Source organism: Actinacidiphila polyblastidii, assembly GCF_036353415.1.
GTDB classification, from domain to species: domain Bacteria; phylum Actinomycetota; class Actinomycetes; order Streptomycetales; family Streptomycetaceae; genus Actinacidiphila; species Actinacidiphila polyblastidii.
Window position 1 is genome coordinate 31,392 of sequence record NZ_JAZEWV010000010.1, and the last position, 19,541, is coordinate 50,932.

Sequence of the window (19,541 nt, forward strand, 5' to 3'; positions counted from 1 at the left end):
GTCGCAACGCGCACAGCAGCACTGAGGGGATGGGGGAAGGTCGCACCATGGCCAGGGAATTCCAGCGTGGCCACAAGGCCAAGATCAGCGATCTGACAGCCGGCACGGATCTCTACGTCGGCGTGCAGATCACCGGACCGGGCCTCACCTTCGACATCAGCTGCTTCGGGCTGGACGCCCGCGAAGAGCTGTCGGACGACCGGTACTTCATCTTCTTCAACCAGCCGAAGTCGCCCGAGGAGTCCATCCAGCTGCTCGGCGCGCAGTCCGGCGACACCGAGTCCTTCCGGGTCACCCTCGACCGCGTCCCCGCCGCCGTCCAGAAGCTGTCGTTCACCGCGACCATCGACGGCGACGGCCGGATGTCCCAGATCGCGCCGGGCTACCTGCGGATCGTCGCGGGCGGCGAGGAGGTCGCCCGGTACGCGTTCACCGGCGCGGAGTTCAGCACCGAGCGCGCCGTGATGCTCGCCGACATCTACCTCAAGGACGTGTGGCGGTTCGCCGCCGTCGGCCAGGGCTTCGACGGCGGACTCGCCGCGCTGCTGCGCAACTTCGGCGGCGAGGTCGCCGAGGAGGAGCCGGCGCCCGCCGCGCCCGCCCCCCAGGCCGCCCCCGGCTTCGCGCCCCCGCCCGCGGCCCCCGCGCCCGGCTTCGCCCCGCCGCCAGGCGGCCCCGCGCCCACCCCGCCGCCCGCGCCTTCCTTCGGCGCCCCCGTCCCGCCGCCGCAACCCGTCGCCCACCAGCCCGGATTCACCCCGCCGCCGGGCGCGGGCGCCCCCGACATCCACCAGGCGCCGACGATGATCGCGCCGCTCGCCCCGCCGCCCTTCCCCGGGCAGCCGGGCCCGCCCGGCCCCCCGGGACCGCCGGCGCCTCCCGGCTACCAGCAGCCGCCCTTCGGCGGCCCGCAACCCGGCGCGGCCCCCCCGGGCTACGCCCAGCCGCCCGGCTTCGGCCAGCCCGCGTACGCGCAGCCCGCGGTGCCCACCCAGGGCGCCGGCATCGCCGTCGGCATGCAGAAATACCGCGAACTGCCCACCGGCCAGCGCTGGACGCAGCAGAACGCCAAGATGATGCGCGCCGACCTCAGCCAGGCCGGCGGCCAGCCGGTGCTGGCGCGTCAGGGCAGCATGGTGCTGTACCAGGGCAAGGTCGACTTCAACTACAAGGGCGCCGGCTTCACCGGGCGCGTCGTCGGGAACATGACCGGCCAGGAGATGCAGCTGATGCGCTGCACCGGCGGCGGCCAGGTCTTCTTCGCCGAGAGCGCCGCCTATCTGCACCCCGTCGAGCTGCAGGGCGACGCCCTGTGCGTCTCCGCGGAGAACGTGCTGGCCTTCGATGAGAGCCTGCAGCACGAGGTGCGCAGGATCGAGGGGCACGGCATCCCCGGCGGCGCCCTGTTCACCATGCAGTTCCAGGGCACCGGCACGGTGATCGTCAAGACCCACGGCACGCCCGTCGTCCTGCCGGTCACCCCCACCACCTACGCCGACAGCAACGCGATCGTGGCCTGGTCGGCAGCCGCCCAGGTGATCGTCTCCAGCCAGGTGCGGCTGCGCCGGAGCGCCTACCCGGGCCACAGCGGCGAGACCGTGAACCTCCAGTTCCGCGGCGCTCCCGGCAACTTCATCGTCGTCCAGCCCTACGAGGTGTGACCCGCCATGGACCAGCAGATGATCGCGGGGTACGCACCGGCACCGGTCGCCGCCCGGATGGAGAACCACGGCTCCTCGATGCTCCAGGTCGCCATGCAGACCGGCCAGGACCTCTTCGCCAGGACCGGCTCGATGGTCGCCTACGAGGGCTTCGTGCAGTACGAGCCGAACCCGCCCGCCGTGCGGCAGATGGCCTCCGCGTGGCTGACCGGTGAGAGCACCCCGCTGATGAAGTGCACCGGCGACGGCCTGCTCTACCTCGCCGACTACGGCGCGGACGTGGTCTGCCTCAACCTCGACAACGAGTCGGTGTCGGTCAACGGCACCAACCTGCTCGCCTTCGACGCCCATCTGACATGGGGCGTGGAGCGGGTGAAGGGGCTCGCCAAGTTCGCCGGCCAGGGCCTGTTCAACGTCGGCGTGTCCGGGGTCGGCTGGGTGGCCGTCACCTCGCGCGGCACGCCGATCGTGGTCGACTGCGGCAGCGGCGCCGACGAGACGTACGTCGACCCCGACGCGCTCGTCGCCTGGTCGTCGGGGCTGAAGATGAAGGCCAAGCGCAGCTTCAAGGCGTCGTCGCTGATCGGGCGCGGCAGCGGCGAGGCATTCCAGATCGGCTTCTCCGGACAGGGCTTCGTCGTCGTACAGCCCAGCGAGGACAGCACCGACCGGCTCCGGGTCCGGGGCTGAGGGGGAGCGACACATCATGCAGAGCCCGCTTTTCGCCTTCACCGAGGTCCAGAACCAGGACCACTACAGCCTGCAGAACGCCTATCTGCTGCGGGTCCGGCTGGACGGCAGCACCGGCCCCGACTGCCTCGCCCGCAAGGGGTCGATGGTGGCCTACCAGGGCATGATCGAGTTCGACGGCGAGTACCAGTCCCACCACCAGCGCAGCGGCCGCCGGCACACCGGCGAGGGCCTCGACCTGATGCGGTGCTCGGGGCAGGGCACCGTCTACCTCGCCAACCTCGCCCAGCAGATCCACGTCCTGGACGTGGACCACGAGGGGCTGACCGTCGACAGCGCGTACGTGCTCGCGCTCGACTCCGGCCTGCACTGGGACGTCATCGCGGTGGACAGCCAGTTCGGCCTGTCCGGCACCGGCCAGTACAACCTGAACATCGCGGGCAGCGGCAAGGTCGCCCTGATGACCTCGGGCAAGCCGCTGATGATGCCGGTCACCCCGGACAAGTACGTGTCGTGCGACGCGGACGCCGTGGTGGCCTGGTCGACCGGCCTGCGGGTCCAGATGCAGGCCCAGACCAGCAGCTCCTCGGTCTTCCGGCGGCGCGGCAACACCGGCGAGGGCTGGGAGCTGAACTTCGTCGGCCAGGGCTACGTCCTGGTGCAGCCCAGCGAGTTGATGCCGCCGCAGAACGCGGAGCTGGGCCAGGGCCTGCGCGCCCAGTTCGGCGTCGGCGCACAGGGCGCACACGGCCAGAACCCGGGCAACATCTGGTCCAACCGCTAAGGCTCTGGCCGGAGCACCAGCCGCCGCGCCGCAGACCACCGGCGGCCCGGCCCCCGGCATACGGGGCCGGGCCGCCGCCGTCCCTACAGCAGCGCGCGGGTCCTGTGCAGCAGCCGGACCACCGACGCGTCGGCGACCTCGGCCACCTCGTCGTACCCGAACCAGCGCAGGTCCAGCGACTCGTCGCTGATCGCCTCCACGGCGTCCTCGGGCGCGAGCGCCGCGTACTGGACGTCCAGGTGCCAGGCGCAGGGCGTCAGGTGCCGATCGAGGTTGACCGGGTCCTCGCGCAGCAGCCGCAGGCCGCGAATGCCGGACTCCTCGACCGCCTCGCGCAGCGCCGACTCCCGCAGGGCGGCGTCCTGCGGTTCGCAGTGGCCGCCCATCTGCAGCCACATCTTCAGCTTGGCGTGCAGGGTGAGCAGCACCCGGTCGCGCGACGGGTCGACCACCAGCGCGCTGCCGGTCAGATGCCCGGCGCGGCAGGACTTCAGCAGGCCGTCCGGGTGCCCGGCCAGGTGCTCCAGATACTCATGGCGAAGGGCGTCCTGCCCGGCGTCGGGCGCGGTCCAGCCCTGGAGGACGCCGACGGCGTCCGCGTGCAGCGCGCTCACTTCCCGTCGTCGCCCTTGCCGCCGGAGCCGGCCTCTCCGGAGCCCGCGTCGCCGGAGGGGCCTTCGGGGTCGGGGGCTTCGGCGCCGGCCGGATCGGCTCCGGAGTCCGGGTCGGAGCTCTTCTCCTGCACGTGGCCGCCCGCTGCCTCGCCGAGGATCCTGTCCAGCTCGGAGACGTCGAAGCCCTCGCGGTGCACGAACCCGTCCGGGTCGTCCAGGTCCGCGGCGGTCGGCAGCATGTCCGGGTGCGCCCACAGGCCGTCGCGGCCGTCGACGCCCCGGGCGTCGGTGAGCGAGGCCCACAGCCGGGAGGCGTCCCGCAGCCGCCGCGGCCGCAGCTCCAGGCCGATCAGCGTGGCGAAGGTCTGCTCGGCGGGACCGCCGGTGGCGCGGCGGCGGCGCAGCGTCTCGCGCAGCGCGCCGGCCGACGGCAGGTGCGGGGCCGCCGCCTCGTGCACCACGGCGTCCACCCAGCCCTCGACGAGGGCCAGCGCGGTCTCCAGCCGGGCCAGCGCCGCCTTCTGCGCCGGGGTGTCCTCGGGCTGGAACATGCCCTGCTGCAGCGCTTCCTGGAGCTGCTCGGGCTGCGACGGGTCGAGCTGGCCGACGGCGTCCTCCAGGCGGGCGGTGTCCACCTTGATGCCGCGGGCGTACCCCTCGACCGCGCCGAACAGGTGCGCCCGCAGCCACGGCACGTGGGCGAACAGCCGCTGGTGCGCGGCCTCGCGCAGCGCCAGATACAGCCGCACCTCCTCCTGCGGGATGCCGAGGCCCTCACCGAAGGCCGCGACGTTCGCCGGGAGGAGCGCGGCCTTGCCCGCGGGGCCGAGCGGCAGGCCGACGTCGGTGGAGCCGACCACCTCGCCGGCCAGGGTGCCGAGCGCCTGGCCGATCTGGGAGCCGAACATCGCGCCGCCCATGGAGCGCATCATGCCGAGCAGCGGGCCGGTCATGGCCTGCATCTCCTCGGGCAGCACGTCGCCCATCGCGCCGGCCACCCGCTCGGCGACCGGGTCGACGAGGTCCTTCCACACCGGCAGCGTCGCCTCGATCCACTCCGCGCGGCTCCAGGCCACCGCGGAGTTGGCGCCCGAGGGCAGCGAGGTCGCGCCGTCCAGCCACAGGTCCGCCAGCCGCACGGCCTCCTCCACCCAGGAGCGGTCGGCGCGGCCCACGGACGCGTCCTTCACGCCGTCGGGGGTGCCCTGCGCGACCGTCTGCCGGGCGATGTCCTTGGCCATGTCCCAGTTCACCGGGCCGCCGTCGTACGAGAGCATCTGGCCGAGCTGCTGGAAGGCGGCGCCGAGGTCGTTGGGGTTCAGCGAGCCGAACATCGCGGCGAAGGGGTTGTCCCCGCCGCCGCCGAAGGGGTTCGCGCCGCCGAAGCCGAAGGGGTCGGGCGGGCCGCCCTGGCCGCCGCCGCCCTGGCCACCGCTGTCGCCGCGGCCCTTGCGCGGGGCGCCCTCGTCCCCGTCCTCGGGTTCCTCGGGAGGGACGCCGAATCCGAATGGGATGTCACTCACGGGAATTCCTCGGCTCTGTGTCGGTGTGGGGTGGTGTGATGGGCTGTACCTCCAGCCTAGACACCTGTCCGGCAGGATGGCTGCGTACGTATCTGAGACAACCGTGGGAGACACCCGGTGAGTTCCCCAGAAGAACACGTTCGCCCAGAGCGGAGCACCGGCCGGGCGGCGGCCGGGCCGGTGGTCGCGATCACCGGCGCGGCCTCCGGCGTGGGCCAGGCGCTCGCGCTGCGCCTCGTCGCGTCCGACCAGGTCAGGAAGGTGCTGGCGATCGACGAGCGGCGCGGTGAGGTGCCCGGGGCGACCTGGCGGGTGCTCGACGTGCGGGACCCGGCGATCGCCGAGAAGCTGCGCGGCGCGGACGTGGTGGTGCACCTCGCGCTCGACCTCGATCTGGAGTCCGACGCCAAGGCCCGCTCGGCGTTCAACGTGCGGGGCACCCAGACCGTGCTGACCGCCGCTGCGGCCGCCGGCGTGCACCGGGTGGTGCTGTGCACGTCCGCGATGGTCTACGGCGCCCAGGCCGACAACGACGTGCCGCTCGCAGAGGACGCGCCGCTGCGGGCCACCTCCGAGGCCAGCTTCGTCGACGACCTGCTGGAGATCGAGCGGCTGGGCCGCCGCGCGCCGCGCGCCCACCCGGGCCTGAACGTGACGGTGCTGCGTCCCGCGGTGCTGGTCGGCGGCACCGACACGGCGCTGACCCGCTACTTCGAGTCGCCGCGGCTGCTCGTGGTGGCCGGCAGCCGGCCCTGCTGGCAGTTCTGCCACGTCGAGGACCTGGTGTCGGCGCTGGAGTACGCGGTGCTGGAGAAGGTGGACGGCGAGATGGCGGTCGGCTGCGACGGCTGGCTGGAGCAGGAGGAGGTGGAGGAGCTGTCCGGCATCCGGCGGATGGAGCTGCCGCCCGCGATCGCCTTCGGCGCCGCCTCCCGGCTGCACCGGCTGGGCCTGACGCCCTCGCCGGCGGGGGACCTGGCGTACACGATGCACCCTTGGGTGGTGAGCGGCAGCCGGCTGCACGAGGCGGGCTGGCGGCCGCGGTGGACCAACGAGGAGGTGCTCACGGAGCTGCTGGAGGAGGTCACCGGCCGCAGTTCGCTGGCGGGCCGCCGGCTCGGCCGCAAGGACGCGACCGCGCTGGGCGCGGCGGGCGCCACCGTCGCGCTGGTGGGCGCGGCCGCGGCGGTCCGCCGGGCGCGCAGACGCCGCGGGCTGTGAGCGCACTCGCCGCACCGGCGCCGGTCCGGCGTCACGGAGTGGAAACGGAAGAGTCTTTCCGCGATGCGGGAAGGTGAGGCAGCATGGATGACATGGCACCCACATACGAAGAGCGCGGCGACGGCGACGACCCGATCCGGCTGCTGGCGATCCGCGACACCCCGCTGTCGGTCGACGAGGTCGTCGGCGCGGTCGGCGACGACGCGGCCGGCGGCACGACCCTCTTCGTCGGCACCGTGCGCGACCACGACGGCCGCCCGGATGCGGCGGTGACCGGTCTGTCGTACTCCGCCCACCCGACCGCGGGCGCGGAGCTGCGCAGGGTCGCGGAGAAGGTCGCCGCGGACTTCCCGGTGCGGGCGCTGGCCGCCGTCCACCGGGTGGGCGATCTGCGGGTGGGCGACATCGCGGTGGTGGTCGCGGTGGCCTGCGCGCACCGTGGGGAGGCGTTCGCGGCGAGCCGCCGGCTGATCGACGACCTGAAGGGCCAGGTGCCGATCTGGAAGCAGCAGACCTTCGAGGACGGCCGGGAGGACTGGGTCGGCGCGTAGGGCGCCGACCGCGCCCGCGGCGGCCGCCCGAGCGGCGGCGAGGGCCACTCTGATGACGTAACCGTCCGTTGGTGGGATTTCCGGATGCGTAACCCCGCGCCCCGGCCGAGCGTTGAGTCCATGAGCGATTAATCTGCTGATACGTCTCATTGGTCCGATTTGGCGCACGGGGTCGGGAGTCCGCAGTGGCAGCACTCGCCTGGTTGATCATTCCACTCGTCGCGGCGGTCGCGGCGGCGTTCTGGGGCCGCTGGGCGGGACGGCGCCGCTCCACCGGCGACGGCGCGTCGCTCGCCGGCTACGAACGGTTCCGGACCGCGATGGAGAACGCCGCCGCGGAGGCCGAGGCCGCCGACGCGGGCACGCAGACCCGGGACGCCCGCGCCGCCGCGGCGGACGCCAGGAAGGCGGCGCGCAAGGCCGCCAGGAAGGGCCGCACAGCCGCCGCACAGGCCCAGGGAGAGGCGGGCGAGGAGGACTCACCCCGCGGGCCGGTCGCCGGTCCTGTCCCGTAGGGTCGACCCCATGCCACGCCGCACCGCGACGCTGATCGCCTCGACACTGACGCTCATAGCGCTGCTGTGCGTGGCGCTGCTGACGCCGACTCCGTACGCGGAGATGTCGCCCGGCCCGACGGTCAACACCCTCGGCGACTACGGCGGCGACACGGTGATCCAGATCTCCGGGCACCCGACCTACCCGGCCACCGGCCACCTGAACATGACCACCGTGCGGGTCACCGGCGCCGACTACGACATGAACCTCGTCGAGGCCGTGATGGGCTGGGCCAGGCACGACGACAAGGTGGTCGAGCACGACACCCTCTACCCCCAGGGGCAGACGGCGGAACAGGCCGACCAGGAGAACGCCGAGGAGTTCAGCCAGTCGCAGGACAGCGCCAAGGTCGCGGCGCTGCGCGAGCTGCACATCCCGGTGCAGTCCCGGGTGATCGTCGCCGCGGTGGTCAAGGGCGGCGCCGCCGAGGGCACCCTGCACGCCGGCGACGTCATCAAGGCGGTCGACGGGACCGCGGTCACCCAGGCCGACCAGGTCGCCACGCTGGTCACCAAGCACAAGCCGGGCGAGAAGGTGGCCTTCGCCATCGTCCGGGCGGCGGACGTGAAGCAGAAGACGCCGCCCGTGCAGCACCTGACGCTCACCACGCGCACGTCCCACGACTCCGGCCCGACCCGCGCGGTCGTCGGCATCCAGGCGGGGATCGAGCACCTCTTCCCGTTCAGCATCGACATCAAGCTCGCCGACGTGGGCGGTCCGAGCGCCGGCACGATGTTCGCGCTCGGCATCGTGGACAAGCTCACCCCCGGCAGCCTGACCGGCGGGCACTTCGTCGCGGGCACCGGCACCATCGACGACAACGGGAACGTCGGCCCGATCGGCGGCATCAGCCTGAAGACGATCGGCGCCCGCGACAAGGGCGCGCAGTTCTTCCTCACTCCCGCGGACAACTGCGAGGAGGCCGCCAAGGACGTGCCCAAGGGCCTCACCCTGGTGAAGGTGAAGACCCTGGACGACGCGATGGCGGCCCTCGCCGACATCAAGTCGGGCGACGACAAGGCGCTGCCGTCCTGCAAGAGCTGAGCCGGCCCCGCTGACAAGCCGGCGGACCGGCCCGCCGGCGGACCGGCGCGGACCGGCCCGGCAGGGCTACGAGAAGGTCGCCGTCAGCGCGTCCGCGAGACCGGGCACCAGCTCGGGCCCGGTGAGTACCTCCGACGGCGCGTCCTTGGCGCGCAGCCGCACCGCGGACTCGCGACTGCCGTCGCGCAGCACCGCGACCGTCATCCGCACCTCCTGGCGCTCCGGGTGCCCGGCCACCCAGGAGGCCAGGGCGGCGTCGTCCAGGTCCTCGGGCAGCGCCGCCTCGGCCGACGGCGGCAGCATCAGCCGCTCCACGGTCAGCGCGCAGCCCGCGATCACCCCAGGCCAGGCGATGGTCGCGAGGAACTCGTCGAGCGCCTGCCCGGACGGCAGCTCCTCCTGCTCGATGGGGGTCAGGCCGCCGGCCCCCTCCTCGGCCAGGCCCAGCTGGTCGGCCAGCCCCGGCTCCTGGGAGCGCAGCTGCGCGGTGTCGACGAGGGCGAAGAGCCGGGCGGGCTGGTCCCAGCCCAGGCCCGACGCGTAGGTGTCGATCTCGAGTACGGCCCGGGTCAGCGGGTTCGCCGCGAGCGGCGTCCCCCCGTTAGCAATGGTGGACATGGTTCATATCCTGCCTCTTCCGCAACCGGAATCGGGAACCGGCCAAAGCATAGTTAAGTTGCACCAGTGGGCGTCCGACCCGGGACACCCCTGAAACCATGACATTTCGAGGTGCGCACCTTGGTATTCCAGATGCCGGACCGCGACGGAGGGCCGACGGGACCACGGGCGGGATTCGGCCGTCCGTCCCGGCGGGCGCGGACGCTGGTCACCACGATCGGCGTCCTCGCCCTCCTCATGATCGTGTTCGTGACCTTCGCGGGTCTGTGGACCGACCTGCTCTGGTACCGCTCGGTGCACTACTCCTCGGTCTTCACCACCACCCTGTGGACGAAGGTCGGCCTCTTCTGCTCCTTCGGGCTGCTGATGTCCGTCGCGATCGGCGTGAACGTCTATCTGGCGCACCGGCTGCGGCCGCCGCTGAGCGCGATGTCCGCCGAGCAGCAGGGCCTGGACCGCTACCGGATGGGCGTCGCGCCGTACAAGACATGGGTGCTGCTGGGGATCTGCGCGGTGGTCGGGCTCATCGCCGGCGGATCGGCCTCGGCGCACTGGCGGCTGTGGCTGCTCTACACCAACGCCACGTCCTTCCACACCAAGGACCCGCAGTTCCACAAGGACGTGTCCTTCTACGCCTTCGACCTGCCCTGGTACCGCTTCCTGCTGGCCTTCGGCTTCGCCGCCGTGGTGCTCTCGCTGATCGCCGCCGCGCTCGTGCACTACCTCTACGGCGGGCTGCGGCTGACCGCGGCGGGCGGCGGCCGGGCCACCGGGGCCGCGACCGGCCACCTGTCGGTGCTGCTCGGCGTCTTCGTGTCCCTCAAGGCGGTCGCCTACTGGCTGGACCGCTACGGGCTGGCGGTGAAGTCCAGCGGGCTGCGCTCCACCGACGACTGGACCGGCCTGCGCTACGTGGACGCCAACGCCTACCTGCCGGCCAAGACGATCCTGTTCTTCATCGCCGCGATCTGCGCGGTGCTCTTCTTCGCCACCCTCTGGCGCCGCACCTGGTCGCTGCCGATGATCGGCTTCGGCCTGATGGTGCTCTCCGCGATCCTGATCGGCGGGCTCTACCCGGCGATCGTGCAGAAGTTCCAGGTGCAGCCGAACGAGGCCGCCAAGGAGGCGCCGTACATCCAGAAGAACATCGACGCGACGCGGGCCGCGTACGGCATCAAGAGCGCCGACGTGTCCGACTACAGCGGCACCAGCGGCACCGCGAACCCGGCGCTGCGCGCCGACACCGCCACGGCCGCGTCGATCCGGCTGCTCGACCCCGACGTGGTCGCGCCGACCTTCCAGCAGATGCAGCAGTCCGGCAGCTACTACTCCTTCCCCTCCACGCTGGACGTCGACCGCTACACGGTGGACGGCAAGAAGCAGGACACCGTGGTGGGCGTGCGGGAGCTGGACAGCGACGGCATCCCCGAGAAGAACTGGATCAACGACCACTTCAAGTACACCCACGGCTACGGCATAGTCGCCGCCAAGAGCACCGAGGTCACCGGCGGCGACGCGGACAGCAGCAGCTCCGGCAGCGGCACGGGCGCCGGGAGCGCGGGCGCCGACGGCGCGGCGAACGCCGCGGGCCTGGCCGGCAACCCGAACGGGCAGCCCGTCTACACCGAGCACAACCTGCCGACGACCGGCGCCATGGGCCCGTACACGCAGCAGATCTACTTCGGCGAGCAGACCAGGCAGTACGCCATCGTCGGAGGCCCCACCAAGGAGCTGGACTACGCCGGGACGGGCGGTGAGCGGACCACCTCCTACCGCGGCAAGGGCGGCGTCAGCCTGGACAACCCGCTGACCAGGGCGGCGTACGCGCTGACCTTCGACGAGCCGCAGATCCTGTACTCGGGGGCGATCGGCCACGGCTCGAAGATCCTCTACAACCGCACGCCCAAGCAGCGGGTCGAGGCGGTCGCGCCCTGGCTGACGATCGACGGGGACCCCTACCCCGCGGTGGTGGACGGCCGGGTGCAGTGGATCGTGGACGCCTACACCACGACCAACAGCTATCCGTACGCCTCGCGGACCACGCTCGGCGACACCACGGCCGACTCGCTCACCGACAGCGGGCGCTCGGTGGTCGCGCAGCAGAACCAGGTCAACTACATCCGCAACTCCGTGAAGGCGACCGTGGACGCCTACGACGGCACGGTCCAGCTGTACCAGTGGGACACCCAGGACCCGGTGCTGAAGACCTGGATGAAGGCCTTCCCGGACACGGTGCGGCCCAAGGCGGACATCCCCGCCGACCTGCTGTCCCACCTGCACTACCCGCAGGACCTGTTCAAGGTCCAGCGGCAGCTGCTCACGACGTACCACGTGACGAAGGCCGCGCAGTTCTACAGCGGCAGCGAGGTGTGGCAGGTGCCGGACGACCCGGCGTCGAAGTCCGGCAAGGCGGTGCCGCCGTACTACCTGAGCATGAAGATGCCCGGGCGGAGCGACCAGGCGTTCTCCCTCACCACCACCTTCACGCCCAACCGGCGCGGCACCCTCGCCGCCTTCATGGCCGTCGACTCCGACGCCACCAGTCCCGACTACGGGACCATGCGCATCCTCAAACTGCCGTCCAGCGCCCAGGTGGAGGGCCCGCAGCAGGTGCAGAGCAAGCTCAACTCCAACCGCGACTTCGCACCCGACCTCAACCTGCTCAAACGCGGCGACTCCACCATCGAGTACGGCAACCTGCTGACCATCCCGCTCGACGGCGGCCTGCTCTACGTGGAGCCGGTGTACGTGCGGCCCGCGGACGCCGACAACCCGCAGCTGCAGAAGGTCATGGTCGACTTCGACGGCACCATGGCCTTCGAGAACACGCTCGACCAGGCGCTCGACGCCGTCTTCTCCAGCGCCGCGCCCCCGCCGGCCGCCGCGCCGCCCGCGTCCGGCGGCACGGCCGGGAAGCAGCCGCCGGCGTCCGCGGGCGACCGCGCCGCGATGAGCGCGGCACTGACCGACGCCCAGCAGGCGTACGACGACGGCCAGGCGGCGATGAGGAAGGGCGACTGGAAGGCGTACGGCGACGCGCAGGACCGTCTCGCCGACGCTCTGCGCCGGGCCAGGGAGGCGCAGAAGAGCACGCGCTGATCTTGCCCCCCGCGCCGTGATACGGTGAAGGCACAACGACGCGGGGTGGAGCAGCTCGGTAGCTCGCTGGGCTCATAACCCAGAGGTCGCAGGTTCAAATCCTGTCCCCGCTACTGTATGAAGAGGCTCGAAGTCAATCGACTTCGGGCCTCTTCACTTGTATGGGGGAAAGCACGTCGTCAGCGTTTGGTGTGACGCCTTGTCGGGAAGTCGACAAAACGCTGAAGTGACCGTCTGGGTTGCGGTATACCAGGTGTACGCCGGTATCAGGGGTGCAACGATGGAGCTCATGGGGGATGGTGCAAGACTGCTGAACGCTCGTCAGATTCGCGAGAAGCGTGGGTCGTCGGGTCGGTCGGCGACGTCCGTGGAGGGGGAGGGGAAGCCCCCGACCGTGGCGGAGCTGCTGCCCGCACCGCGCACCGGAGAGGCCGCCGCCGCAGAGCCGGCCGCGCCCGACGGCGCGCTGCCGGTGCTGCTGACCGAACTGCCCGACGAGGACACCCTCGCCATGCGCGAGGAGGCGGAGATCGAGGTGCGGCACCGCCGCGCCGCGGAACAGGGCGACCCGGCCGCGATGAGCGCGCTGGGCACCCTGCTGCTGCGCCGCGGCGACCTCGACGGCGCGGAGCCGTTCCTGCGCGAGGCGGTGCGGCACGGCGACCGGGCGGCCGCCAACAACCTGGCGCTGCTGCTGCACCAGCGCGGGTACGCCGACGAGGCGGCCGACTGGTGGCGGATCGCCGCCGTCGCCGGCTCCGCCGCCGCCGCGCACGCGCTCGGCCGGCACTACCGCGAGCGCGGCGACGAGCCCGGCGCCGAGTACTGGCTGCGCCAGGCCGCGGAGTCCGGCCACACGCTGGGCGCCTACGCGCTCGCCGACCTGCTCGACCACCGGCAGGACGTCGGCGCGGAGCGCTGGTTCCGGGTCGCCGCCGAGCACGGACACCGCGAGGCGTCCTACCGGCTGGCCGGGGTGTGCGCGGAGCGCGGCGAGGACCGCGAGGCCGAGCAGTGGTACCGGCAGGCCGCCGCGCGCCGCCACCGGCGTGCCGCGCTCCGGCTCGGCACGCTCCTGGAGGAGCGCGGCGAGACCAAGGAGGCCCAGCACTGGTACCTGACCGCGGCGCGCGACGGCGAGGCCAAGGCCGCCTGCGCGCTGGCGTTCCTGCTGCGCGACGCCGGCGACCTCGACCAGGCCGCCACGTGGTGGCGGCGCGCCGCCCAGGCCGGCGACGGCAACGCGGCCAACGCGCTCGGCGCGCTGCACGCCCAGGAGGGCGAGACGCAGACCGCCGAGCGCTGGTACCGCACGGCCATGGAGGCCGGCGACGTCAACGGGGCGTACAACCTCGGCCTGCTCTGCGCCGGCCAGGGGCGTTCGACCCAGGCCGAGCAGTGGTACCGCAAGGCGGCGTACGCGGGGCACCGCGAGGCGGCCAACGCGCTGGCGGTGCTGCTGCTGCAGCGCGGTGACGCGGCGGGCGCCGAGCCGTGGTTCTCCAAGGCGGCCGAGGCGGGCAGCATCGACGCGGCCTTCAACCTCGGCATCCTGCACGCGGGACGCAAGGACGAGGACGCCGCGCGGCGCTGGTACGAGCGGGCCGCCGCGGCCGGGCACGCCGAGGCAGCGCTCCAGGTGGCGATCGCGCTCCAGCGCGAAGGCGACCTGCACGGTGCCGAGCGGCACCTGCGGTGCGCGGCCGGGGGCGGCAGCCCCGAGGCGGCCTTCCGGCTCGGCTCGCTGCTCAGCGCGGCCGGGGCCGCGGCGGAGGCGGCCGCGGGCGAGGTCGTGGTCAGCGAGGAGGCCGCGGAGTGGTACGCGCGGGCTGCCCGCCAGGGGCACCGCCGCGCCCAGGTGCGGCTCGGCATGTGCGCGTCCCGGCGCGGAGAGGTCGCCGAGGCCGCGCACTGGTACCGGCTGGCGGCGGAGGCCGGCTCGCGCAACGGCGCGTTCAATCTCGGGTTGCTGCTCGCCCGGCAGGGCAGCGAGCCGGAGGCGGCGCTGTGGTGGACGCGGGCGGCTGAGGCCGGGCACGGGCGGGCGGCGCTGCGCCTCGCCCTGCTCTCCGCCCGGCGCGGTGCGCTCGCCGAGGCGCAGTCCTGGTGTGCGCGGGCCATCGCCAACGGTCCCGCCGAGGTCGCGGAGCGCGCCGCCCGGCTCACGGACGCGGTCGCCCACGAGCTCACGGCGTGACCGCCGTGCCCTGCCCGGACCGCGTAGTGCTCGCGCCCCGACGACGGGCCGGCGCCCCGATTGCGCTGGGCGTCGCGCCCCGTCCGCGCGCCGGCGCCGGGACTGCGTAGGGCTTGCGCCCGGTTCGCGGTGGGGGCTTGCGCCCTGCCCCCGGGCTGCGCCCGGACTGCGGTGGGGCTTGCGCCCCCTCAGGGGCGCGGGGAACTGCGCGGGCAACCGGCCGCCGGCCGGTGGTCCGTCTGCGACAGCAATTTGCCCCTTGGGGCCGGTGGCGAGGTACAGCCTCGTCGTGGCTGGTCGCGCCGTTCCCCGCGCCCCTGAAAGGCCCGGGCTGCGCCCGGATGGCGCTGGGTCCGCGCCCGTTTCCCCGGGGCTGTGCCCGGATCGCGGTGGGCGTTGCGCGCTGCCAGGGGCGCGGGGAACTGCGCGGACCACCGGCCGCCGGCCGGTGGTCCGTCTGCGACAGCATCAGCCCCTTGGGGCCAGTGGCGAGGTGCAGCCTCGTCGTGGCTGGTCGCGCCGTTCCCCGCGCCCCTGAAAGGCCCGGGCTGCGCCCGGATGGCGCTGGGTCCGCGCCCGGGCCGGGCCTGGGGGAACGGATTTGGTGGTGGGGTGGGGGGCGGGTATGGTGAAGGCACAACGACGCGGGGTGGAGCAGCTCGGTAGCTCGCTGGGCTCATAACCCAGAGGTCGCAGGTTCAAATCCTGTCCCCGCTACCAAAGGCAGAGGCCCGGAAGCACACGCTTCCGGGCCTTTCGCCTTGTCTGGGACTTGCTTGGGCAAAGTCGTGGTGAAGCCGCTTGGTCGGCGCGGGCGCGGCGGTGATCCTGGAGGCATGCTGCGCAGACAGCGGGGGCGGGGCCGGGGGCCTGGGGAGCCGGGGCGCTGGCCGGAGCGGTGCGCCGCGGCGCTCTCCGGGCGGGGCGAGGACGTGGCCGCCCTGCTGGCGCATCTGCGGGCCGCGGACCGGGCCGCGGCGGGGAACCCGTACGACCGGGCCGCCGCCATGGAGGAACTGGGCCGGGCGCCCGCCCGCCTGCTGCTGCTCCTGGACCGCCGGGCCAGGCCGGGCCCGGCGGCGACGGGACCGGCGAGCCCGCTGCATCTGCTGCTCGCCGCACTGGACGCGGACGGCCACGTACGGGAGCAGGCCGTGGCGGGCCTGGCGCGCAGCGGTGGTCCGCAGGCCGCCGCGCTGCTGGCGTTGCGCTGCGCCGACCACGTGCCGGAGGTGCGGGGGCGCGCGCTGGGCGCGCTCGTGCTGCGCACCGACCCGGACGAGGCGGCCGCCGCGGTGCGGGTTCTGCTCGCGTTGCGCGGCCGCTGCCACGGTGCGGCGGCGCTGTCCGCCTACCGCGGGGTGCTGGTCGGGCCGCCGCACCGCAGGGCGGTGCGCGCGCTGGCCGTCGACGCCGATCCCGCCGCGCGCCGCTTCGGCGTGGAACTCGCCCTGGACCTCGGCGAGTACGTCCGCGGCGACCTGCTGCGGGCGGCGCTGCACGACCGCGACCAGGTGTGCCGCAGGCTGTGCGCGCAGCGGCTGCTGGAGATCGACCCGGAGCAGGCCGGCCCGCTGCTCAGCGCGCGGGCGGCGGGGGTGCGGGAGCTGGCGGTGGCCGCGCTGCCGGCGGACGTGCCGGCCAAGCGCCTGGCGCCACTGCTGGCCGACCGGGCCAGGATGGTCAGGGCGCAGGCCCGCTGGCAGCTCTACCAGCGCGGGGAGCCGCCGGCGGGCGTCTACCGCAGGGAGCTGGGCAAGGCGGTGGAGGGCAGGCCGGGCGGGCAGCCCCGGCTGCTGGCCGGGCTCGCGGCCGGCCTGGGGGAGTGCGGTGACGCCTCCGACGCGGCGCGTCTGGCGCGGCTGCTCGCCGATCCGCACGCGTCGGTGCGGCGGGCCGCCGCCCGCGCGGTGGCCCGGCTGGCCCGCCGGGACGACCTGCCGGGGCTGCTCGCCCCGCTGGCCAACGACCCCGACCCGGGGGTGGCGCGCGAGGTGTTCGAGGGGCTGAGCCGCGCGCCGCACGACGTGCTGCCGGAGACGTTGTGGATCGGCAGGACCCGTACGGAGCCCGCGGTGCGGCGGCTGGCCGCCAGGATCGGCGAGCGTCAGCGCGCGCAGTCCGGGCACAGGCCCCGGTACGTGACCTCGACCGCGGAGACCGCGAAGCCGAACCGCTCGCCGGCGGGCAGCGCGCTCAGCGGGTCGCCCTGCGGGTGCACGTCGCGGATGGTGCCGCAGGACGAGCAGACCAGGTGCTGGTGCGGGCGGTGCGCGTTCGGGTCGTAGCGCTTGGCGCGGCCGTCGGTGGCGACCTCGAGGATCTCGCCGATGGTGACCATCTCGCCGAGGGTGTTGTACACGGTGGCGCGCGAGATCTCCGGCAGCCGCGCGATGGCGCGGGCGTGCACCTCCTCGGCGGTCAGGTGCACGTGTTCGCCGTCGAGGACCTCGGCGACGACACGCCGCTGGGCGGTCATCCGCCAGCCGCGGTCGCGCAGTCGTTCCAGCAGGTCGCTCATGTGTATCAGCGTAGCAGCGGGGTTCCTGAAGCAGAATGAATCCGTTACTGGCTCTTTTCTTGACTTGGACAGAGTCCATCGTAGGATCGGATCCGACGATGCCGGCGGCGCCGATGACGCAGGACGACTGCGCACGGCGGACGGCACGCGACTACGGCAAGCCGCTGGAGGCCGCGGTCCAGGCCCTCCGCGGCCGGCCCGGCGCTTGACCGTGAGGCCGATGGGGCCGGACGCCAAAGGGCTCCGGCCCCATCGCCGTGTCCGGGCGCCCGAGTGGCGGCGCGGCTACGCCGGGACCCGCGCGTGCGCCGGCGACCAGCAGCGGACGATGTCGCGGACCGAGACGACGCCGACCAGGTCGCTGCCGTCCAGCACGATCAGGTGGCGGAAGTTGCCGCGGAGCATCGCGGCGGCGGCCTCGTCGAGGGTCCACCGCGGGGCCGCGAAGACGACGTCGGTGGTGGTGTGGGCGTGCGCGTGCTCGCCGTCGGGGTCGAGACCCGCGCCGATCGCGTCGAGCACGTCGCGCTCGGTGAGGATGCCGAGGCCGCAGGTGTCGGGGTCGAGGACGATGGCCGCGCCGACTCGGCGGGCGGACATCAGCTGGGCGGCCTGGCGCAGGGTGTGGGCGGGGCCGATGGTGAGTACCACCGTGCTCATCGCGTCGCGGACCAGCATGAAGGTGCACCTCCTTGGGGGTGGGGGCCTTCTGTGAGCGGCCGGGTGCCGTGCGTGAATGTTTTCACAAATTCACAAGCGGGGGCACTTTGATGGTCACACGCCCACCCGGGCCGGGCAAGGGGGCGCGCGGGGCTCAACTCCCGCGCACTTCAAAGGTCAGGCGCGCCCCAGATACCCCAACAGCTCCTCGTGCAGCAGGCCGTTGGAGGCCGCCGCGTTCCCGCCGTACGGGCCGCGCACGCCGTCCAGCGAGGTGAAGCGGCCGCCCGCCTCGCGGACGATCACGTCGTTCGCCGCCATGTCCCACAGGCTCAGCTCGGGCTCCGCGCAGATGTCCACCGACCCCTCCGCGACCATCATGTACGGCCAGAAGTCGCCGTACCCGCGGGTCCGCCAGCAGTTGCGCGACAGGTGCAGGAAGCCGTCGAGCCGGCCCTGCTCCTCCCAGCCGCTGAGCGAGGAGTACGCGAACGAGGCGTCCTCCAGCCTCGCGATCCGCGACACGCGCAGCCTGCTCGCCGAGCTGAGGCTGCGTCCGGTGTACGCGCCCGCGCCCTTCACCGCCCACCAGCGCCGTCCCAGCGCCGGGGCGGAGACCACGCCGACCACCACCTCGTCGCCCTGCTCGCCGCGGACCGCCAGCGCGATCAGCGTGGCCCACACCGGCACGCCCCGCACGTAGTTCTTGGTGCCGTCGATCGGGTCGACGATCCAGCGGCGCGCGCCGCCGCCGTCGCTGCCGAACTCCTCGCCCAGGACGGCGTCGCGCGGCCTGGCGCGGCCGAGCTGGCCGCGGATCAGCTCCTCGGCGGCCCGGTCCGCCTCGGTCACCGGCGTCAGGTCCGGCTTCGTCTCGACCTTGAGGTCAAGTGCCTTGAAACGGGACATGGTCGCGGCGTCGGCGGCGTCGGCGAGCACGTGGGCCAGACGCAGGTCGTCGTTGTAGTCGGGCATGAGCCGAACAGTAGCGGTAGCATCCGCCGACGGCCCCGGCCCGCCATCGTCCGCCGGTGCGCGGAGCCTTGACAGCGGTGCGGGGCGCGTCAATTCTCAACCGACGGCGGCCGCGGCCGGGGACGGCAGGACGCACGGACCGCACGCGGCGGTTTGGAGGCGACGATGCCCACCGCACGGGAGTCGCTGCTGGACGCCGCCTCCGCCGCACTCGGCGACCGGCCGTGGACGGCGATCCGGATGGTCGAGGTGGCCGCGGCGGCCGGGGTGTCCCGGCAGACCCTCTACAACGAGTTCCACAGCAAGGAGGGGCTGGCCAGGGCGCTCGCCCGGCGGGAGGGCGAGGCGTACCTCGCCGGCGTCGACCGGGTGCTGGCGCTCGCCCGGCGCGGCGGCGCCGACGCCGCGGAGTGCTTCGCGGCCGCCGCCGGCTGGACGCTGCGCACCGCCCGCCGCAGCGCCCTGGTCCGCGCCGCGCTGACCGGCGCCGCGGACCCGCGGGCCGCGCACCCCCAGGGCGGCGCCGCGGCCGGCTCGGGCGGTGCGGCCGCACCCGCGGTGCTGCCCGACCTGGTGTCCGCGCTGCACGCGCGCACCGTGGCCGCGCTGGAGGCCGAGTTCCCGCACCTGCGCCACGTCGCCGGACCGCAGCGCGGTCCGGGGGCGGCCGGCTCGGACATCGCCTGGGCCTGCGAGGCGGCGGTGCGCCTCACCCTGTCGTACGTGATCGCGCCCGCGCCGAGCGACGAGGCCGCGTGCCTGCGCGTCGCCCAGCTGGTCCGCGGCCTGCTGTCCTGACCGCCCGGCTGACGGGCCGTCCGTCCGTCC

General features: G+C 73.7%; 16 protein-coding genes and 2 tRNA genes. 12 read left to right on the forward strand and 6 right to left on the reverse strand.

Going from position 1 to position 19,541, the window contains the following annotated elements; genetic code table 11:
* Positions 1 to 47: 47 nt before the first annotated feature.
* From V2S66_RS14625 to V2S66_RS14635, 3 genes are read left to right on the forward strand one after another with little or no spacing between them, the layout of a single operon-like run.
* Entirely contained in the window at positions 48 to 1,661 is a 1,614-nt protein-coding gene (locus V2S66_RS14625) for a TerD family protein (protein ID WP_330795406.1), read from the forward strand.
* A gap of 6 nt (positions 1,662 to 1,667) precedes the next feature.
* Positions 1,668 to 2,351: an AIM24 family protein gene (locus V2S66_RS14630; protein ID WP_330795408.1), complete on the forward strand. Its 684-nt coding sequence runs from the start codon at positions 1,668 to 1,670 to the stop codon at positions 2,349 to 2,351.
* Positions 2,352 to 2,367: 16 nt separating this feature from the next.
* Complete coding sequence (locus V2S66_RS14635) at positions 2,368 to 3,135, forward strand: AIM24 family protein (protein ID WP_330795410.1); 768 nt, start codon at positions 2,368 to 2,370, stop codon at positions 3,133 to 3,135.
* An 83-nt stretch (positions 3,136 to 3,218) separates the two neighbouring features.
* Here V2S66_RS14635 and V2S66_RS14640 read toward each other — a convergent pair whose 3' ends face one another.
* Positions 3,219 to 3,749 carry an NUDIX hydrolase gene (locus V2S66_RS14640; protein ID WP_330795411.1) on the reverse strand — a complete coding sequence of 177 codons (531 nt, stop codon included), beginning with the start codon at positions 3,747 to 3,749 and terminating at the stop codon, positions 3,219 to 3,221.
* Positions 3,746 to 5,272 carry a zinc-dependent metalloprotease gene (locus tag V2S66_RS14645; RefSeq protein WP_330795413.1) on the reverse strand — a complete coding sequence of 509 codons (1,527 nt, stop codon included), beginning with the start codon at positions 5,270 to 5,272 and terminating at the stop codon, positions 3,746 to 3,748. The genes V2S66_RS14640 and V2S66_RS14645 overlap by 4 nt, the downstream gene beginning before the upstream one ends.
* Positions 5,273 to 5,389: 117 nt before the next feature.
* On the opposite strand from V2S66_RS14645, the gene V2S66_RS14650 reads away from it, so the two are divergent.
* The 4 genes from V2S66_RS14650 to V2S66_RS14665 all read left to right on the forward strand — a co-directional run bounded on the left by V2S66_RS14650 (position 5,390) and on the right by V2S66_RS14665 (position 8,643).
* Positions 5,390 to 6,493, forward strand: a complete 1,104-nt coding sequence (locus V2S66_RS14650; RefSeq protein ID WP_330795415.1) for an SDR family oxidoreductase — start codon at positions 5,390 to 5,392, stop codon at positions 6,491 to 6,493.
* Positions 6,494 to 6,576: 83 nt separating this feature from the next.
* Entirely contained in the window at positions 6,577 to 7,044 is a 468-nt protein-coding gene (locus V2S66_RS14655; RefSeq protein WP_330795417.1) for a molybdenum cofactor biosynthesis protein MoaE, read from the forward strand.
* 185 nt (positions 7,045 to 7,229) lie between these two features.
* A complete protein-coding gene (locus tag V2S66_RS14660; protein ID WP_330795419.1) occupies positions 7,230 to 7,559 on the forward strand; it encodes a hypothetical protein in 330 nt (109 codons plus the stop codon).
* A 10-nt stretch (positions 7,560 to 7,569) separates the two neighbouring features.
* Positions 7,570 to 8,643, forward strand: a complete 1,074-nt coding sequence (locus tag V2S66_RS14665) for a YlbL family protein (RefSeq protein WP_330795421.1) — start codon at positions 7,570 to 7,572, stop codon at positions 8,641 to 8,643.
* A 66-nt stretch (positions 8,644 to 8,709) separates the two neighbouring features.
* On the opposite strand, the gene V2S66_RS14670 is transcribed toward V2S66_RS14665, so the two are convergent.
* Complete coding sequence (locus V2S66_RS14670) at positions 8,710 to 9,261, reverse strand: PPA1309 family protein (protein WP_330795423.1); 552 nt, start codon at positions 9,259 to 9,261, stop codon at positions 8,710 to 8,712.
* Positions 9,262 to 9,372: 111 nt separating this feature from the next.
* Here V2S66_RS14670 and V2S66_RS14675 point away from each other — a divergent pair, with 111 nt between their 5' ends.
* From V2S66_RS14675 to V2S66_RS14690, 4 genes are all read left to right on the forward strand, one after another.
* On the forward strand, positions 9,373 to 12,360 hold the full coding sequence (locus V2S66_RS14675; protein ID WP_330795424.1) for a UPF0182 family membrane protein: 2,988 nt from the start codon (positions 9,373 to 9,375) through the stop codon (positions 12,358 to 12,360).
* A gap of 39 nt (positions 12,361 to 12,399) precedes the next feature.
* Positions 12,400 to 12,473, forward strand: a tRNA-Met gene (locus tag V2S66_RS14680).
* A gap of 398 nt (positions 12,474 to 12,871) precedes the next feature.
* Positions 12,872 to 14,557, forward strand: a complete 1,686-nt coding sequence (locus V2S66_RS14685) for a tetratricopeptide repeat protein (protein ID WP_330795748.1) — start codon at positions 12,872 to 12,874, stop codon at positions 14,555 to 14,557.
* A 643-nt stretch (positions 14,558 to 15,200) separates the two neighbouring features.
* Positions 15,201 to 15,277 (forward strand) — tRNA-Met (locus V2S66_RS14690).
* Between the two features lie 1,387 nt (positions 15,278 to 16,664).
* On the opposite strand, the gene V2S66_RS14700 is transcribed toward V2S66_RS14690, so the two are convergent.
* The 3 genes from V2S66_RS14700 to hisN all read right to left on the reverse strand — a co-directional run bounded on the left by V2S66_RS14700 (position 16,665) and on the right by hisN (position 18,713).
* Complete coding sequence (locus V2S66_RS14700) at positions 16,665 to 17,078, reverse strand: Fur family transcriptional regulator (protein WP_330795426.1); 414 nt, start codon at positions 17,076 to 17,078, stop codon at positions 16,665 to 16,667.
* Positions 17,079 to 17,363: 285 nt separating this feature from the next.
* Entirely contained in the window at positions 17,364 to 17,756 is a 393-nt protein-coding gene (locus V2S66_RS14705; RefSeq protein ID WP_330795428.1) for a CBS domain-containing protein, read from the reverse strand.
* Between the two features lie 159 nt (positions 17,757 to 17,915).
* Entirely contained in the window at positions 17,916 to 18,713 is a 798-nt protein-coding gene (gene hisN / locus V2S66_RS14710) for a histidinol-phosphatase (RefSeq protein ID WP_330795429.1), read from the reverse strand.
* Positions 18,714 to 18,878: 165 nt separating this feature from the next.
* Here hisN and V2S66_RS14715 point away from each other — a divergent pair, with 165 nt between their 5' ends.
* Positions 18,879 to 19,511, forward strand: coding sequence for a TetR/AcrR family transcriptional regulator (locus V2S66_RS14715; RefSeq protein ID WP_330795431.1), 633 nt, complete (start codon positions 18,879 to 18,881; stop codon positions 19,509 to 19,511).
* Positions 19,512 to 19,541: the final 30 nt, after the last annotated feature.

What these genes read in the sequence shown, in the direction of transcription:
- V2S66_RS14700 (WP_330795426.1), bottom strand. Translation starts at nt 17,078, where the DNA reads ATGAGCGACCTGCTGGAACGACTGCGCGACCGCGGCTGGCGGATGACC.
- V2S66_RS14705 (WP_330795428.1), bottom strand. Translation starts at nt 17,756, where the DNA reads ATGCTGGTCCGCGACGCGATGAGCACGGTGGTACTCACCATCGGCCCC.
- V2S66_RS14625 (WP_330795406.1), top strand. Translation starts at nt 48, where the DNA reads ATGGCCAGGGAATTCCAGCGTGGCCACAAGGCCAAGATCAGCGATCTG.
- V2S66_RS14665 (WP_330795421.1), top strand. Translation starts at nt 7,570, where the DNA reads ATGCCACGCCGCACCGCGACGCTGATCGCCTCGACACTGACGCTCATA.
- V2S66_RS14715 (WP_330795431.1), top strand. Translation starts at nt 18,879, where the DNA reads ATGCCCACCGCACGGGAGTCGCTGCTGGACGCCGCCTCCGCCGCACTC.
- V2S66_RS14685 (WP_330795748.1), top strand. Translation starts at nt 12,872, where the DNA reads ATGCGCGAGGAGGCGGAGATCGAGGTGCGGCACCGCCGCGCCGCGGAA.
- V2S66_RS14630 (WP_330795408.1), top strand. Translation starts at nt 1,668, where the DNA reads ATGGACCAGCAGATGATCGCGGGGTACGCACCGGCACCGGTCGCCGCC.
- V2S66_RS14670 (WP_330795423.1), bottom strand. Translation starts at nt 9,261, where the DNA reads ATGTCCACCATTGCTAACGGGGGGACGCCGCTCGCGGCGAACCCGCTG.
- V2S66_RS14635 (WP_330795410.1), top strand. Translation starts at nt 2,368, where the DNA reads ATGCAGAGCCCGCTTTTCGCCTTCACCGAGGTCCAGAACCAGGACCAC.
- V2S66_RS14655 (WP_330795417.1), top strand. Translation starts at nt 6,577, where the DNA reads ATGGATGACATGGCACCCACATACGAAGAGCGCGGCGACGGCGACGAC.
- hisN (WP_330795429.1), bottom strand. Translation starts at nt 18,713, where the DNA reads ATGCCCGACTACAACGACGACCTGCGTCTGGCCCACGTGCTCGCCGAC.